Below are 15,336 nucleotides of genomic sequence, written 5' to 3' on the forward strand. Positions count from 1 at the left end.
ACCGAACCCGCCGACGGGCTCATCCCCCTCACCATCAACGAGGTCCGCCACCTCATCACCCAGATCGCGCTACCCCGACCCGACCCGTCCGCCGGCTTCGTGCTGGCCTGGTCCCGGTGGCGCCGCCACCACCAGGCACGCGCACAAGCCAGCCACTATCGCCGCCAAGCCGCAGCACTCCAACTCAACTGATCACAAAAGTCGGGCTGGAGTACTAGGCTCGACGGGAGCTGTTCTTACCGTGGCTGACCGTCGTGGGAAAATCTCTCTGCCCCGAGCCCGAGATCCTCGGCTGACGTGCGGCCGCACCCCTCGACCTCAGTCCCGTCTTCCTGGCGTTCGTGTTGCCGGCGTAACCGGCTCGGCGGATCTTCGCGTGGACGGGTTTGATGGACACGGTCGGGCCGTTGACCTGCAGGTTCAGGTTCGGTTCCCGCCACGCCCTCGCGAGATCGGATTTTCCGGCCGGAGCGATGGTGCGGGGCGGGAGCCGCCGGGATGTGTGGATGCCTGCGACCGCCGGGTCGTAACGAGACGTCGGGCTTCCCGGGATGGAGACCACGTCGGTGGCAGGGTCGGACGCGGGCAGGGCTCTTACACTGGCTGCATGAGCGTGCGTGAGGAAGCACACCGGCTGCTTGACGCGCTGCCGGAGGACCGGCTACCCGAGGCCGTGGAGCTGCTGCGGCAATGGGTGGCGGTGGAGCGCGGAGAGCGCCCCCGTCGTCAGTTCCGTACGACGGCCGTCTTCGACGGCGAACCAGATCTGGGCGAGCATGCCAAGGAGATCATGCGCGAGGCCTGGGGCGACGAGGACCGCCGCAGCGCGTGATCGTCGTCGACACCGGCCCCGTGGTGGCGGTCGCCAACCGCAAGGACGACCACCACAGGCAGTGCGTCGACCTGCTCCAGAACTTTCCCGGGCCACTTCTGCTACCGGCCCCGCTCCTCTCCGAGATCGGCTACATGCTCTTCAGCCGGGCCGGAGCGAAGGCCGAGGCCGACTTTCTGCGCGACGTGGCGGACGGTGTCTACGAGCTGGTGCCCGTCGCACCTGCCGACGCCCATCGGGCTGCCGTTCTGGTCGAACGGTATGCGAGTCTTCCGCTGGGCACCGCCGACGCCTTCGTCGTCGCGGTCGCCGAGAAGTTTCAGGCGGTGCACGTCGCCACGCTGGATCGCCGCCACTTCAGCGTGGTCCGTCCAAGCCACGTCCCCGCTTTCACTCTGCTGCCTTAGCCGGCTGCCAGCCAGTTTTCCTGGCGTTCGTGCTGCCGCTGTAGCCGGCCCTACGGATCTTCGCGTGGATGGGTTCGATGGACACGGCCGGACCGTTGACCTGCAGGTTCAGGTTCGCATTAGTGCTGGTTGGGTGCACCGATCCGCTTATTGCGCGGACCTCCGTAGCGCCACTGGACGGTTGCGCCCCGCACTGCCTGTTGTTGCTGTCGCCCATCGGTGAAGGTGCGGCGGACGATGGGAGCTTCGACCGGGCTTGGTTTCCAACGGTCGTCACGAATCCTGCCGAACAGGATCTTCAAGGTCTTCATCCCGGCGAGGGCGTACTCGACATGGACCGGGCCCTTGCGGTGCACCCGGCCGGGTTCCTCCTTCCACTCCGGTCAGGGCTGCCCTCGGCCGGTTTCCGATACGGCATGATCACGTCCGGATGACCTTGGTCGCCCCAGTCGGCCAGTACGGACCGTCCGGTGGGTGGTCGGCGATCCCGCTGGTCTGGTAGACGATCGGGTCGTTGCCGTTCCCGGACCGCGGGTCACCCAGGGCGATGACCAGACGGGGGCCCGCGTCGACCGCGACCCGCGGGTTCGTCGAGTACCGGTGGTGCTTCGACGGGGCGGCCGGGGCCATGGTTCCGGTGGGTATCAGCGTGCCGTCCACGATCGCGATCTGGTCGCGGGGACACCGTTTCGCCGGGGCCGGGGCCGGGGCCAGGGCTGGCAGCGGACCGATCTGGCGCGGGGGAGGTCCGTGCGCTGGTAGACCACGACCAGCAGGGCCCGGTCAGGCGGGGACAGCGACCACGGATGGCGGAACCGGGTCGGCTTCAACCCGACCGACGGGAAGATCTACCAAGGATCGGCAGCGGAGACGACCCGTGCCCCAACATGATCCACCAGACAGCCTCGGGGCCCGGCACCCGGGTTACGAAAAGCCTCTAGTCGCGGGTCACCCGCCAGCTGTCCCCACCCACCCGGTTACCGGGATTCCACCTGAAGATATAGCCGCGATCGTCGTCGTGGTTGTAGACGGCCGCGTAAAGCCAGCCGTCCTTCTGCCTGTTCTGCAGGCCGATGTGGTCCCCGTCGCGCAGGACCGTGCTGCCTGCGATGGTGAACCCGCACTGTTCCAGCACCCGGACGGTGCTGTTGATGGTCAGATCCTCGCCGTAGGGCCCCCGCAGCTCACGGATGCGCACGATTTTTTCGCTCCCGACGAATTCGGCGCCGCCATCAACCGAAAGGTCGTGCAGCACCTTCAGTCCGTTGTGACCGTAGGTGCTGATCTTGTCGCCGACGTCGATGTCCTCCCCGAACCGTGCGCCGTTGATGCCCTGGGTACTCAGCTTGCTCCCGACCGTCAGGTCGTCGTTGGCGCTCAGCAGCCCGTTCACGTCGAGCCGGGACCGGGCGGTGAGATTGCCCGAGACCGTCAGCTCCTCCCCGACCGTCGCGTCGTCGTGGGCGGACAGCGACCGGTACACGTCGAGCGTGGACTCGGCGGTGACCGAGCCGGAGACGGTCAGTGTTGACGTGGCGGTGACCGGGCCGGAGACGGTCAGTCCGGTCAGGGTGGGGTTGTTGACGGCGATGGTGAGACTGGCGTACTGCTCGACCGATTCGAAGCCTTCCGCGGCCTGCTGTCCGCCACCGACGGCGGACGCCTTCACGATGAAGGTGGTGTCGCGCAGGATCGTGCCCGGCGGGGCGGGCCACGAGGTGCCGGTTCCCTCGAACACGGGGGCCGCGTTGCTGCCGTCGTACAGCCAGAAGTAGGAGCCGTTGCTCTCCCAGGAGAGCTGGAGGGACTCGCCAGCGTCGATCCTCGTTTTGGGGACGGTCGGCCTGTCCGTGCTGCGGGCCAGGAAGTTGCGCAGGTAGAAGACGGGCTCGATGACGGGCAGGGTCAGGGTCCGCGGATTCTTGCGGGTGAACTTCTGCGGTTGCGTGTTGGAGGATTCGACGATCTGCACGAGGAGCGGGTCACCGGTGGCGGTGGCGATCAGACCGCTGATACTGAAGATCAGGGGGTAGGTGACCGGATCGTTGGGGTTGGAGTTGTGGAAGGTGAGCTGATGATGCTCGGTGAGCTCCTGCTCGGTTTCCGCTGCCAGCGACACCGGCTTCCATCTGCCGTCGTTCACCGCGATGCGCGGATTCTCGGTGAAGTACGCGGTGCCGCTCTGCGTGTTGACTGGCACCGAGATCGCGATCTTGTCGGCGTAGATCTTCTGGTCGCTGCCGGAAACGGAGATGTTGATGCAGGCCCTGGTGCCCTTCTCCGAGTCACTGCCCGCCTCGAGCGGTGACGGGCTGGTGGCGGGTCGGTAGTCGAACAGAGGGTTTGCGGCCATGGCGAATCCTCCTGGCGTGCGGGTCCTTACTGCGGTGTCCTGACGTGCGTCGGGGGGGAACGTGGTTACTGCTCCGGGTCGGCGAGGAAGCGGAGCAGGCCGTCCTCGAGAAGAACGGGGCTGTCCGGGAACCGCGCCTCCAGCGGTGCCGGGATCAGCGCGTACGGCGCCCAGGGAGCCTCGCCGGGCGCCGGGCGCAGCCAGGACCACGAGCCGTTCTTCTCAGCCGGCCGGGGGAAGGCGAGCGTTCCGGTCTCGGAGTCGTGGTCGGTCTCGGAGTCGGAGTCGGAGTCGGGGTCGCGGTCGGGGTCGCGGTCGGGGTCGCGGTCGGGCGGGCTGGTCGGAGCGTGTTCGGTGGTGAGGACGGGGCCGAAACGGAAGAGCGCCTGCACATGACGCAGCGCGTCGTCGGTGTGCCGGGGCGGGACGGTGGCGGTGGCGGTGGGGGTGATGCCGCTGGTGGCGTGCACAGGGGCCCGCGGATCGAGGAGCAGGAGCAGCCGGGTGGGTGCCGGGTCACCGAACGTCAGCGGGATGTAGTTCCCGGCAGACACAGTCCCAGCAGGCACAGTCCCAGCAGGCGCGGTCCCGGCAGGCACGGTGCCCGCGGTGCCGGGCGGCCCGATCTGGGTGGCGTAGTCCTGCTCGTCGTCGGGAGCGGTGACGCTGTGGAAACAGTCGTAGTCGTAGGCCCCGTGCGGGTCGGTGGCGAAGTAGCCGATGAGGCCGTCGTCGCGGGCGGCCACGTCGCCGAGGCGGACCTCGAACTGGTCGCTGATGAAGGCCGCCGGCGGCGGGTCGAGGGTGGCGGCCCACCCCGTGTCGCGGATAGGGGGTCCCTCGAGGGTCAGCCGCAGCTGCGCGGGGACGAGGGCCAGCGGGCGGCCGAGGAGGAGGGACAGGTTCTGGTCGGCGCGCCGGCCGAGCGGGTCGGTGGTCCACAGGGTGGAGTCGATGACGTCGAGGAAGGCCGTGAGGTTCGCCTCCGCGGCGAGCTTCGGGGAACCGATGAGGGCCGCGATCTCGGGGGCGTGGGCGGCGAGCTGGTCCGCGATGGTGATGGCGCTGCCGGGCGGGGGCTCCCACTGGCCGGTGCGCCGGCCGTCGGCTCCGGTGAGCAGCCGGTAGGTGCCGAGCAGGAGCCCCGTCGGGTCGTAGAGCAGCAGGCTGTGATCGAGGTGGTTGGGGAGGATCCAGCCACAGATGGGGCTGGGGTCGGCCGCGGTGCCCACGATGCGCGTGCCGGTTCGCGCGTCCAGGAGGTCGAAGTCGAGCCGGGCGGGTTGTAGGGGACGCGGGGGCAACTGGGCGACGGAGGCGATCGTGGGTGTCAGGGAGGTCCCGACGGCGAGGGCGGTGTCGACGGTGAGCGGGAAGTTGCGGTAGTCGTGCAGGCCACCGCTCTGGGTGTCGGCGCTGACGACGTCCAGGACTCGGCCGAACTTGTCGTAGAGGAAGAGCTCCTCGACGCAGATCTGCCCCTGCCGGGTCTCGTGGAAGGGTGCGCTGGCGCTGCCGGGCAGGTACGGGACGCTGCGGACGTGGCCGCGGTAGCGGGCGGGCAGGCCGTCCTCGGAGGCGGCGTCCGGGTAGCCGGCGAGACCGGCGACGTCGGGGAAGTCCGCGTCCCCCGTCGTGGGACGGCGGAAGGCGCGCAGGTCGCGGGCGGCCAGGCGGTCGTTGAAGCCGGTGAGTTCCTGGGCGAGCAGTCCCCAGTCGCCGATCGCGGTGAGCCAGGCGTCGAGCTGGTCACGCTGGTCGTCGGTGCCGTGCTGGGCGACGTGCTCCTTCAGCCTGGCGGCGAACAGGGACCGGGGGTGCGGGCCGAGCGCGGAGACACCCGTGACGGTGACCCTGTCCAGGGGAATGTCGACGCCGTCCGGTGTGAAGCGGTAGTCGGTGCCGTCGAAGGTCCAGCAGCGCCGCCCGCCCACGGTGTGGGGGATGTGCCGGTAGGAGATCTTCCACTCCATGAACAGCGGCTCCCAGGGCTGGGTCCAGGGTTCCAGACCCAGCCCTGGGAGGGTGCCGGTGTAGGCGGCGGGTGGATGGGCGCTCAGAACGGCACCGACCTGCTCGGCCGGCAGACCGCCGGCGGCGGCCAGCGCGGCGGCGTTGCCGGGATCGAGCAGGAAGTACTCGGCGAGCAGCCCGGGCACCTCGGGTGGGAAGGCGTCGAGACCCGCGACGGCGGGCACCGGGCCGCGGCCGGGTACCGCGGTGATCGTCGTGCCCGCGACCGTGACGGCGCTGATCAGCGCAGCGCCGTCGTCGGTGAGTGGCCGTACGGCTATGGGCTGGTCGGGAACGGTCGCGTCAGCCGGGGGCAGTACCCCCGACAGGCTCACCACGGGGTTGTTGCTCTGCGCGTACGGGGAGCGCGGGACGGCCTTGAGCTCGGCGCCCCCGCCCAGCCCCTTCGCCGCGGCGAAGGCGCCGACCCCGGCGAGGAAGGCGTCCTGGGCGCTGGCGTGGGGCTGGGTGTGGTCGGGCTGGGGGACCTTCGCGGCCAGTTCCCGCACCTGGGCGGTTCGGACGCCCACGGTGTGGGCGAGAGATCCCTCCCGCTCGGCATCGAGCTCCTGCGCCATCAGGTCCTGGTCGGGGGCGTCGTCGGGCGGGAACATCGACGCTCCCGCGATCCCGTTCTTCAGCCACAGGGCGTTGAGCCGCCACTGGAGGTCCCGCAGCTCGCCGAGCCGTTCGTCGAGCTGACGCTGATCCTCGTTGAGCGTGGCCAGCCAGGCCGGCGGGACGAAGGGCCGCGGCGCCGCGGCCGCGGCGGGTGGGCCGCCGGCGGACGGGCCTCCATCGGACGGGGTGTCAGCGGGGGGCGGTGTGACCGTCCACCGATGGCCGCCGCCCGACGCGGCGAACGAGGCATCGCGGACCTGCCGGTGTACCCGCTCGTCGCCGCCCTTCTCCTCGGCGACGGCGAGCAGGTCGTGCAGGAACGCACGCAGCAGCGCCACGTCGGCGGCGGAGGGCGCGGCGCCGGTCGCGTGCAGCGCCTGGCCGGCGAGGGCGGTGAAGGCGTCCTCGGTGGTGTTGCCCAGGGCGACGCTCAGCGCGCCGTTGTCCTGGATCGTGTCCAGCGGGTCCGGGACGGGCGCCGCGCTCGCGGCGGGATCCCAGCCGACGGTCAGGGCCGTACCGGCGTACAGGCTGCGGGTGATCGGGCTGACCGCGGCGTCGTGAGCGGCCTCGCCGGTCAGGCGGGGATCCTGCCAGCCGAGGTGCGCGAGCTGGTCGGCGTAGGAGGTGCCGGGCGGGCGGGAGGCGAGGACGTCGGCGTCCGGATCGGAGTACCAGCCGATGACCCGGTAGCCGAGGGTGGTGGCGGATGTGAGGTCGGAGAGGTCGTCGAGGAAGGAGAAGACGTTGGTGTTGTGCGGGGTGTAGGTGGTGAAGTACGGGTCCCCGCCGCCCATGGCGGTGACGAAGAGGGGGTCCCGGCCGGCGCGTTCCGTCCACGGGGTGTCGGTGTGCCCGAAGGCGAGCCCGATCTGGACCTGCCCGACGTCGGGGTCCATGGTGTTGCGGTACGGGTCCGGGCTGGCCTGCCAGGCGCGCAGAATGGTGGCGTCGACCAGGTAGGGGCTGGAGCGCACGAGGTCGTGTCCGTCGTCCTGCGCCCGCGGGCTGTACGGGCAGTCACTTTCGATCACCCATGCCCTGGCGAGGCGGGTGCCGGTACCACTGACGCGGATCACCAGCCAGCGGTTGGGCACCAGCGGGTAGCGGATCTCACCGGTTGCCGGGTCCGCCACGCCGTGACGCAGCCCCCTGGGCAGGGTCCAGTGCAGGTGGACGCCGGTGTGGCTGTACACCGGGTCGTTGCTCTGGCGGTCTCCCCCGTCCGGCTCCGGGCTCAGGTAGTCGTCCAGCGCCAGGTAGGTGTGCTGCCAGCTGCGGAACGCGTCGCGGCCCTGGAGGGCCCGGTTGACCACGAGGACGTCGAGGTCCACGGGGACGACGAGCGCGGGACGGGCGGTCAACCTCGGTCTCCGTTCGGGCCGGTGAAGCGGATGGCCTCGGGGACCTTGACCATCTGCAGGGCCAGGTCGGCGGGGCCGACGGGGCCGACGGCGGTGCCGTGCGCGGCGTCCAGAGCCGCTGTCAGCGCGGGGATGAGCGAACCGAGGTCCAGGATCCGTCCGCCGCCGGCACCGGCCCTGAGGTGGTCCAGGACGGGGAAGGTGACGTCGGGGCCGAGCTGCTCGCCGAGCGGGCGGCCCCCGGATGAGCGGGGCGGGGCCAGCAGGTTCCGCAGCGGGATCAGTCCGTGGTCCTCGACGCCGAACCGGAAGCCCTCCTGGGGTTCCCTGAGCTCGACGGCCGCGGGCAGGCCGCCGAACAGGCACAGCAGCACGGTGGGCGACAGGTGGTCCATCCGCAGGATGGGCAGCGGCTCACCCGCCGCGTCGCTGGCGCGGACAGCCAGGTTCGGCCAGCCGGAGACGAGCGCCGAGCGCAGCAGCAGACCGGAGACCGGCCCGAGAACGGCGTCGCCACCGGACGCGGCGGCATCGGACGCGGCGCCACCGGACGCGGGCTCCTCGGGCGTGGAGTCCCCCGTCGCGGTGCCGCGCTGCGTGGCGCGGTACCCGGCTGCCTTCCGCGCCGCCGCGGCCCGGATGGTGCCGGCGACGACCTGGTCCTGCAGGGTGTCCCGGCTGGACTGCGCGCCGATGCTGAGGGCACCGGAGACCAGAGCATCCAGCCAGCTGGGGTCGAGGTGGAAGAAACGCAGCGACTCCCGCGGCAGCATCCGCTCGTCGGGTACCAGGTGGGTGAACGGCACGGGGTGGAGCAGCAGGAGCCGGCCGAGCCAGTCCGCGACCCGGGTGAGGTGTTTTCCGAGGCCGTCGTCGGCGTCCCTCGCCGCGGCGAGGGCGGCCCGGGTGGCGTCGGAGCGCAGCACGGCCTCGAGCCCGCCGGCCGGGTCGGCGGACGGCGCGGCGGGTGCCGGCGGGGACCACGCGGCGCGGGGGCGGCCCGGTGGCGTGCCGAGGGCGGTGAGCAGGTGGCCGTCGAGCAGCGCGCCGAACGCCGCACGCGCCGTCCCCGGCCGTGTGCCCGTACGCCCGCTGCCGTCCTGCTGCAGGTGGGTGCTCGTGGCCTGGTGGTGAAGAGTGTCCACCAGGTGCCGGGTGGCCTGCTTGAACGCGAGCAGGTGCTGCGCGAAGGGGGCGTCGGCGAGGGCGAGGGCCCGGCCGGTCTCGAACGCGGTGGCCAGCGACAGGTCGAAGCTGCCCCAGGCCGGGTCGTAGGCGATGAGCGCATCGGCGGTGGTGGCCCGCGCCGCCTGGTCGGTGGCCGCGGGCAGCACGGGGGTGAGCGGCCCTCGGTACCAGCCGTAGGTGGCCTCGCCCGAACGGGTCAGGTAGGGCAACGGCAGGTACCCGTCGCCGAGCCGCCGGACCACCTCCCGCCGGGCGGCGGTGTCGGTGTCCTGCGGTGGGGCGGGCAGCCGGAGCCACATTTCCTCGCGCCCGGCCCGGGAGCCGGACGGCGTGCGGGTGAGTCCCTCGGCGAGGTCGGCGAAGTCCGCCTCGCGGTCGGGCTGGGCCTGGAACGACCAGCTGCACAGGGACAGCAGTGCCACCGACGAGCGGCCCCGGAAGTCCGGCGCGTCCACGAGGATCCGTTCGTGGCCCTCCAGGGAGACGAGATGCACGATGTTCTTCGTGCCCGTCCCGGGGTCTGAGCCGGGTGGGGCGGCGGTCGGGAAGCGGTTGGCGACGACGACGGAGAACAGCCCGTCCTCCGCCAGGCCCAGGATGGAGCGGTCCTCGGTGTTGGCCCCGCGGCAGTGGGCGAGGAAGCGCAGCTCGTCCAGCCTGGGCGCCACAGCCTGGAACTCGGCCGCCGCGACCTGGACGTACACACACGGGTCGCCGGGGCCGATGTCGGACTCCACGGTCAGCGCGGGCTTGAGCACGGCGGCGTCGCCGGCCAGGAACTCAGCCACGGTGGTGGAGATGGTGCGGGTCGGGGCTGTGGTGCCACCGACCAGCTGGTCGTCGGTGAGCACCAGCAACGCCAGCCACGGGGTGTCGCGCGACCCCCCGGTCAGTGGACGTTCCCACGGCAGCATGGGGTCACCGAGCACCACGTGCGGCAGGACCTCCGCGAACCTTCCGCTCGAGGCATCGGGAGGCTGCCTGGCGACCACCGCGTCGGCGTCGATCCGCACCTGCGGGCCACGGACGGTGAACTTCTGGACGGCCGTGAACGGCCCGCCGACGACCTGTGCGCCGTCCTGCGCCCCGCCGCGCAGGGTGTGGGTGACCTCGATCCGGTAGTCGCCGGCGCGCAGGGCGGGCAGATAGTGGTCGTGCAGCTCGATGTCCCCGAGGGGGATCGTGTCGCGGGCGGGGTGTTGCGGGCTCGGGCTCATCCGCGGCTCCCCGCGTCCTGGGCGGCGCTCTGGATCATGGGTGCCTGGCTGTAGAAGTGGGCCGCGCCCGCAGCAAGGCCCGCCAGGGTGCTGTCGTGGAGGTCGGTGAGCAGCTTGGCGTCGGCCAGGGCGGCGTACATCTCGTCGCGCCCGCTCCTCGCGTCGCCACGGTCGAGGCGCCTGAGAAGGTCCACGCAGGACGGGTCGGGTACGCCGACGACGTCGCGGTTGGCGGCCGGCTCCCGGGGCAGCGGCGACAGGCCGGGCGGCAGCTCGTCCTCGCTGTACTCGCTGAGCGGGAAGACCCCGCGCGAGGCGGCCAGCTCGGGCCGGGGCGCCTGGACGTCGAAGCCGACCGGCCGGTCCGCCAGCACCTCGGCGCTGGGCGCCGACGGTGTGTGGCTGAACGGGGTCGGCGGGGCGCCCCACAGGGATGCGGGCACGCCCCGGGTGCGGGCGGTGAACGTCCAGCCGTCCGTCGACGCTGGCCTGTCCTCGTAGAAGAGTCCCAGCCGGTGCTCACCGACCAGGCCGGTGCGGTCCATGGGACGCACGTCCACCAGGGGGCCGTCCCCGGGCTCGGACGAGGCCAGGGGCGCGTCGCCCGTCCGCAGGTGGCTGGCCGGTACCGCGGACTGGGTGAACAGCCGCAGGTCCCGGGCACGCGCCTGCCACACCTTGCCACCCGTGCCCTCGCCACCCGTGCCCTGGGCGCCTGTGCCGGGGTCCTCCTCGGCGCCGTCGACGCCGGAGACCGGCGCGATGGTGACGACGTCCGCCGGCTTCGGGAGCAGGCTGGCGAACGCGTCCCACCCCAACGCCTCGGTCTCGGCTCCCCCGCGGGAGCCGCCGAAGCTGACGGTCACGTCGATGAGGGGGAAGTGCGCGGTGACCGAACCGCCGGTCGGCGGCCCCCACAGGTGCAGGGTCGCGCCGATCGAACCGCTGATCGTGACGTGCAGGATCCCCAGGTTGACGCTGCCGGACGCGCCGATGCTCACCGAGATGCGCGCGTCGAAGAAGAACGGCCGCCAGGACAGCAGCACGTCGGCCTGCGCCGTGAACCAGGCCCGGATGGGGCCCTCGTGGAAGAGGACCTCCAGCCGCGCGCCCGCCATCGCGCACGACGGCGTGACGGCCAGATACGCCTGGGCCTTGATCGACACGCTGCCGCTGACCGCCCAGTCGATCCCCAGCCGCGGCGCGTCGGGGTAGTAGGAGGGCCGGCGGAACGCGGGGTGGTAGCCGCCGAGGGTGACGACGAACTGCCCGGCGTGCGGGTTGTTCCCGAACCAGGTCGCCGCGGCGAACCCGCCGGTGAGGTGGCAGGCGGGCGTCAGCACGTACGAGGCCGGGGAGAGCTGCGCGGCGATCTCGGCGCTGCCCTGGGTGGGCCGGATGACGGCCTCCACGCCCAGCTCCGCGTAGACATAGGTGGTGCTGGCGGACTCGGTGGGCAGCGGCAGCTGGATCGTCGCGAGGCCCAGCACGGCCAGCGCCAGCTCCGCACCGATCTCCGCGGCCAGCAGCACCTTGGCGTTCACCACCTCGGCCACGGTGAACTCCACCCCGAGGGCCAGCCAGTACGAGCCCTCGCGGGGGGCGATCCACCGCCGCGGCTGGCTGCCGGCCACGGCCGGCTCGCGCCCTTCCAGGACGTCGAGCACGTGGGAGGGCTTGTGCCCGGAGCCGGGGCCCTGCTTGTGCAGGCTCAGGAGCGGGAAGCCGGAGACCTCCCTCGGGCTCGGCAGCGTCAGCTCCCGGTTGAAGCCGAACCCGGCCATCAGTCCGGTCACGATGACCGGCGGCGGCCCGCCCAGCGGCGCCTCCAGCTGGGCGAAGACGAACAGCGAGGGTGCGCCGTCCTTCAGCTGCGCGTACGAACCGAGACCCGCCAGCGAGAAGCTCTGCAGGCCGACCGTGGCCGTGCCGTCGTACTGGAACGCCACCGTGTCGGGAAGCTGGTCGTCGGGCAGGTGCAGCAGCGCGCCGGAGATCTCCACCGGAGCGGCGCTGTAGCCGATCCCGAGGCCGTCGAGGCGGAACGTCGGCGCGAACCTGTCCAGCCGGGAGCCAACCGCCAGGCCGTCGAGCGAGAGGGCCAGCGGGCCGAGGGCGACCGACGCGTCCAGCGCGAACAGCAGCACGTTGTGCTGGTACATCACCCCGACCCGGTTGACGTGCACGATGCCGAGCTGCTTCTGCACCGACACCCAGTGGACGCTGGAGGCACCCGTCCCGGACGTGTCAGGCGTACTGGACGTGCTCGGGGTGCTGGACGGATCCGGGGTGCTGGATGTGCTCGGGGTGCTGGAGGCGCCGGATCCTCCGGGGAGTTGGCCGCCGCCGGCGTTCGAGGGTGGCACGCCGAGAGCGACCGACGTGGTCTCCGTCCCGATCCGCAGCTCGGCCAGCGCGGCGACGCCCGCCGCCAGCCCGGCCTGCGGAAGGGCCACCACCTTGGCCGGCCCGAGCAGCCGGTTGACCGCGGCGACCGTCTGGGCGTCGAGGACTCCGGAGCTGTAGAGGACCTGCAGGTTCTCCACACTCACCGTCCCGAACGTCGACAGGAACCCGCCGACGAGCGGAAGCTGGGCGAGGTCGAAACCCGCCGAGAGGTCCACACCGACGCAGAACCGGGCCGGACCACCCGCAGGTTTCACCCGCACGAACTTGGCGTCCTTCAGCCCGATCCGCAGGCTGTCGGGAACGTCGGCCGCCAGGTCGGCGGAGAAATGCGCGACCAGGTCCCGCAGCACGATCTCGGTGCCCTCCGCGGCACCGTGATACGTGGCGACGAGTACGTCGGTGCCGGTTCTCTCCTCGTCGAAGTCGACCTCGAAGACGAAGCCGTCGATGTCGAGCGTTCCGCCGTACCGCGTACCCGAGCCGTCGCGGGTCACCGTCACGCGGAACGTGGCCGTGACCCCGTCCGCGACGGCCAGGTCTCCCTCGCAGACGAAGTCGAGGGTGGCCGAACCGGTGGTGTGCGAGAGCGTCAGGGTGGTGAGTTCGAGAGACCTGACCGGCCCGGGCACGTCGGTCAGCCCCAGCGCGTCGATCACCTCCGCCATGCCGAGGGTCTCGCCTGCCGTGAGGCCGCCGCTGAAGGCCCAGCCGCCCTGCGCGCCGCCCTCCTTCCCGGCCGAGATGTCGATACTCAGCGCGGAGCCGATCGACACCGTGCCCCCGACCCGGGCCGTGAATCCCCCGCCGTTCGCGTAGTAGACGTACAGGGACAGGGATCTGAGCGCGAGGGGGCCGATCGACCACTCACCCGTGGCCGCCATCCGAAGGAGGTACTCGTCCCCGAGGACGGCCGCGAACGACAGTTCACTGACGGCACAGTCCGCGGGCACCTCGTCCCCGGGTATGCCGAACGACTCCAGCAGGGACCGGACAAGGACCGGTCGCGTATCCGCCAGTGTGCCGGTAAGGGCCAGCTGTGGAAACCACACGGCTATGTCGAGCGGCAGCTTCCTGATGGTGAGCGAGGCCACGATCGCCATGGCGTCCACCGCATAGGCCACCGGTTCGGCAGCCGCCTTCTCGACCAGGCGGTAATCAAAGCCGGCGATATCCGCGGGGTTGAAGTCGACCGCGCTCAGCCCGGCTGCCGCCTCCTGCCAGACGGTGTCGCCGGCGAGGCGCCGGCCGAGCTTCTCCAGCTCGGCGGCGAAGGCTTCGGGACGCACCGGCCGCACGGCGACGGCGAGGCGCCCGAGGTCGTCCGCGGTGATCGTCGACACGACCTCCACCGTGTCGAACGTGCCGCCGAGCGCGACGGTGACCAGGCCCTGGCTCGTCACGGTCACCGACACACCCGTCACAGCCATGGTCACGGCGGCACCGACGGGCCAGGCGGGCGACACCCAGGTGAGCGAGAGCGAAAGCGTCGTCCGCCCGGCGTCCACCTCCGGTCGCCCGGTACCCGCCGCGGCCTGGCAGACACCGTCTGGGAAGGTGGCCAGGATGGCGCGCAGCTGCGTGGGGAGCGCGGTGTCCGCGGCCCGTAGTGTCGGTGGATCATCCAGGCTCAGGAGATGCGTTTTCAGGGCATCGAGATCCACTGAACCCCTCTCTCGGATCAGGGTCTTTTACTTCCAGGCCTTTTCTCGAAAACCACGGCATGTCTTTTCCCGGCCGACACGAGGCACAGCCACAGCCACACCGGGACCGACCGACGGCATCACGCCCGCGGCTCACTGTCACCTCTGGATCTGCGGCCCTTTCCTGCCCTCGATCCAGGTCCAGTCCTTGTCGTCGTACCTTTGTATTCCTACGCGCGTGACCACCTCACGCAGCGCGTTCGAAGCGGGCAAGGCGAATTTTCTACCGGGCCCCCCTCCCAGGTATCGAAGGATCTGCGTGTAGGCTTCGGAAAGCTTGTCGTAGCGCTTCCCCCTGACGCTACCTATTACACTGGAGGCTGCTTCGTCAAGCTTGTCGCCAGGATCGTCGAATCGATTCTGAGGACCTACGAAGAGGTTTCCGGGGATCCAGGCGTAGACGCCCATGAGATTGTCCCATCCAGTGGGACGCAGCTTGGCTTCCGAACCATGGCGAATCGCACCCGAATAGATCTTCGAGGCCAGGCCGGCCGCCTGCAGCGCGTCGGCGCCGCCAAGCTTCCCGACGGGAGAAAGAACATCGACATAACTTCCTCCACTGATACCGCCTCGGAGGTGGGGGAGAAATTCGAGCTTCTCGATGTCCCTGCTCTCGACGAGCTTGTTCCAGAAGTCCCTGAGCTTGCTGTACGGCACTATATGGTGGTACGTGAGGCCGATCTTCTTCTTGGAGATCTCGACATCGTCGAGACTACGGAAAAAATGTTCAGGCCTGTCCTTCGAACCCAACTTCAGATTGAACTCCTCCGGCGCCACGATGTCCCCCCACACACAGCCACGACCCGTCAGGACGAAACGCGGGACACGCGCTCCCGGCGCCGTTACCTGCTCCCAGGCAAGCGGCGGGACGGCGACAGTTCCCGTTGCACACAGAGGGGCTCGCTACGGGCACACAAGCCGCACCCGGGACGATCCACGAAAACCCATCGAACAACAGATTAAGGAACCCCCATCCCGCAGGGGAGCCATTTGCGGAAAGTCACGCAAAGTTATCCCCGGGCCTTCCGGGCCGGTCTTCGGCGGCCGAGCCTCGGCGGCGCGGGCACGGGTATTCCCGCCGAGCCCGTGAGCTGCGAAAGCAGCGAACTTCGGCCCCGGCCGGACGGGCCGCGTCGGCCGGGATCGGAGTCAGTGGCTGGATCCTTCGACGGCGGCGGGTGGAACGGTGCGTAGAGGGGCGGGTGGGCCGATGTGTGGCAGGGTTGCTGGAC

9 protein-coding genes and 1 pseudogene are annotated in these 15,336 nt (G+C 70.8%); 3 read left to right on the plus strand and 7 right to left on the minus strand.

The features are described 5' to 3' along the window. The 3 genes and pseudogenes from AB1460_RS31125 to AB1460_RS31135 form a co-directional block, all read left to right on the plus strand. Positions 1–192: pseudogene (locus AB1460_RS31125) on the plus strand (hypothetical protein); the annotation flags it as partial. Positions 193–607: 415 nt separating this feature from the next. Further along, a complete protein-coding gene (locus AB1460_RS31130; protein WP_368965655.1) occupies positions 608–832 on the plus strand; it encodes a hypothetical protein in 225 nt (74 codons plus the stop codon). Continuing rightward, on the plus strand, positions 829–1,239 hold the full coding sequence (locus AB1460_RS31135; RefSeq protein ID WP_368965656.1) for a type II toxin-antitoxin system VapC family toxin: 411 nt from the start codon (positions 829–831) through the stop codon (positions 1,237–1,239). The genes AB1460_RS31130 and AB1460_RS31135 overlap by 4 nt, the downstream gene beginning before the upstream one ends. A 119-nt stretch (positions 1,240–1,358) precedes the next feature. Here AB1460_RS31135 and AB1460_RS31140 read toward each other — a convergent pair whose 3' ends face one another. From AB1460_RS31140 to AB1460_RS31170, 7 genes are all read right to left on the minus strand, one after another. Beyond that, positions 1,359–1,595: a hypothetical protein gene (locus AB1460_RS31140; RefSeq protein WP_368965657.1), complete on the minus strand. Its 237-nt coding sequence runs from the start codon at positions 1,593–1,595 to the stop codon at positions 1,359–1,361. A gap of 64 nt (positions 1,596–1,659) precedes the next feature. Further along, a complete protein-coding gene (locus tag AB1460_RS31145) occupies positions 1,660–1,899 on the minus strand; it encodes a hypothetical protein (RefSeq protein ID WP_368965658.1) in 240 nt (79 codons plus the stop codon). A gap of 277 nt (positions 1,900–2,176) precedes the next feature. Next, complete coding sequence (locus tag AB1460_RS31150; RefSeq protein WP_368965659.1) at positions 2,177–3,592, minus strand: hypothetical protein; 1,416 nt, start codon at positions 3,590–3,592, stop codon at positions 2,177–2,179. A 65-nt stretch (positions 3,593–3,657) separates the two neighbouring features. Next, positions 3,658–7,590, minus strand: coding sequence for a hypothetical protein (locus AB1460_RS31155; protein ID WP_368965660.1), 3,933 nt, complete (start codon positions 7,588–7,590; stop codon positions 3,658–3,660). Next, positions 7,587–9,995, minus strand: a complete 2,409-nt coding sequence (locus AB1460_RS31160) for a hypothetical protein (protein WP_368965661.1) — start codon at positions 9,993–9,995, stop codon at positions 7,587–7,589. Before AB1460_RS31160 ends, AB1460_RS31155 begins: the two co-directional genes overlap by 4 nt. Next, complete coding sequence (locus AB1460_RS31165; RefSeq protein ID WP_368965662.1) at positions 9,992–14,065, minus strand: DUF6603 domain-containing protein; 4,074 nt, start codon at positions 14,063–14,065, stop codon at positions 9,992–9,994. Before AB1460_RS31165 ends, AB1460_RS31160 begins: the two co-directional genes overlap by 4 nt. Positions 14,066–14,203: 138 nt before the next feature. Further along, on the minus strand, positions 14,204–14,881 hold the full coding sequence (locus AB1460_RS31170; protein ID WP_368965663.1) for a hypothetical protein: 678 nt from the start codon (positions 14,879–14,881) through the stop codon (positions 14,204–14,206). Positions 14,882–15,336: the final 455 nt, after the last annotated feature.

Origin of the sequence: Parafrankia sp. FMc2 (assembly GCF_041008525.1) — a bacterium.
Lineage (GTDB): Bacteria > Actinomycetota > Actinomycetes > Frankiales > Frankiaceae > Parafrankia.

Excerpts from the sequence above, each read along its gene's own strand:
- AB1460_RS31150 (WP_368965659.1), bottom strand. The coding sequence starts at position 3,592 with ATGGCCGCAAACCCTCTGTTCGACTACCGACCCGCCACCAGCCCGTCA.
- AB1460_RS31130 (WP_368965655.1), top strand. The coding sequence starts at position 608 with ATGAGCGTGCGTGAGGAAGCACACCGGCTGCTTGACGCGCTGCCGGAG.
- AB1460_RS31160 (WP_368965661.1), bottom strand. The coding sequence starts at position 9,995 with ATGAGCCCGAGCCCGCAACACCCCGCCCGCGACACGATCCCCCTCGGG.